The 1,089-nt window shown below is 53.6% G+C and carries 2 protein-coding genes; both read right to left on the bottom strand.

The window, feature by feature from the left end:
* Positions 1 to 283 precede the first annotated feature (283 nt).
* The gene (gene erpA, locus BN1128_RS02245; protein WP_042866029.1) at positions 284 to 634 is read right to left on the bottom strand and encodes an iron-sulfur cluster insertion protein ErpA; all 351 of its coding nucleotides are present in this window, start codon (positions 632 to 634) and stop codon (positions 284 to 286) included.
* Positions 635 to 724: 90 nt separating this feature from the next.
* Positions 725 to 1,089: DUF6776 family protein (locus BN1128_RS02250; RefSeq protein WP_042866031.1), on the bottom strand; the 365-nt coding region annotated here is incomplete at its 5' end.

The raw sequence follows: 1,089 nt of genomic DNA on the forward strand, positions 1-1,089 counted from the left end.
GGGCGCATTATAGGGAGCGGAATCTTTCTGGCAAGTAAAAACACTGTGTTTTATTGAAGAAGACGTTCAAGTGTTTAATCAACAACCAGTTCGCCCAATAAGCATCCATTTATGTGCTTCAGAAGAGACGCTATTCCTCTTGTTCAGGCCAAAAACCCCGCTGTGCCTAACGATGCCTTTATAAGGATGCGACGCTTTATATAGGAAGACAGATAGGGATAAAGAGAGGGATGAATAGAAAAGGGCCCTGCTGGGCCCTTTTCTATCGTGCCGTTACGGCACATCAGATGGAGAAACTGGAACCGCAGCCACAGGTTGTGGTGGCATTGGGGTTGGTCACGGTAAAGCGGGAGCCTTCCAGACCTTCGGTGTAGTCCACACTGCCGCCCACCAGGTATTGCAGGCTCATGGGATCGATCACCATGGTGACACCACTCTTCTCAACCACTGTGTCCCCTTCATTGATCTTCTCATCGAAGGTGAAACCGTACTGGAAACCGGAGCAGCCACCGCCCGTGATGTAGACCCGCAGCTTGAGCCCAGGATTTTCTTCTTCGGTAATCAGGTTCTTCACCTTGTTGGCTGCCGCATCCGTCATCTGGATTGGCAACGGGGCTTCTGCTACTGCACTCATTACTGACCTCACAACCGTTAAATCCACAAACATGGAAACCGCGAAATTATCCAATACCCGACCATTTAGTTCAAGTATTCACCAAGCTTCTTACTGCACCGCAGGTGCCGGCGCGGGCGGAGCAACTACCAGTGGTTTGATCACCTCCCCCCATTCGGCAAGCAACTCCTGGGTGGGTTGCCGACCCTCTTTGCCAATAGTGACACGCACCCGGTCCGGTACAAAGCCTTCCGGCAACTGCCAGTTGCCTTCCAGCAGCTGAAAGTAGCGCAAGGCGTAGCGCCCCTCGCCCACTTTCATGCCGAGCTCACGGCTGCCGAGGGTTCTGGGCTTGTCACCCAGGCTCCCTTCTACCTTTATCTGTACCAGACCGCGAAACAGTTCGCGCTTCTTGGCGGGCTGGGTCAGGGCGAGACGATAGTGGTAACGACCGGGAATGCTGGTCTCCTGCAGGG

The organism is Aeromonas piscicola (genome assembly GCF_000820005.1).
Classification (GTDB): domain Bacteria; phylum Pseudomonadota; class Gammaproteobacteria; order Enterobacterales; family Aeromonadaceae; genus Aeromonas; species Aeromonas piscicola.

Coding starts and splice junctions, on each gene's coding strand:
- erpA (WP_042866029.1), bottom strand. CDS start 634: ATGAGTGCAGTAGCAGAAGCCCCGTTGCCAATCCAGATGACGGATGCG.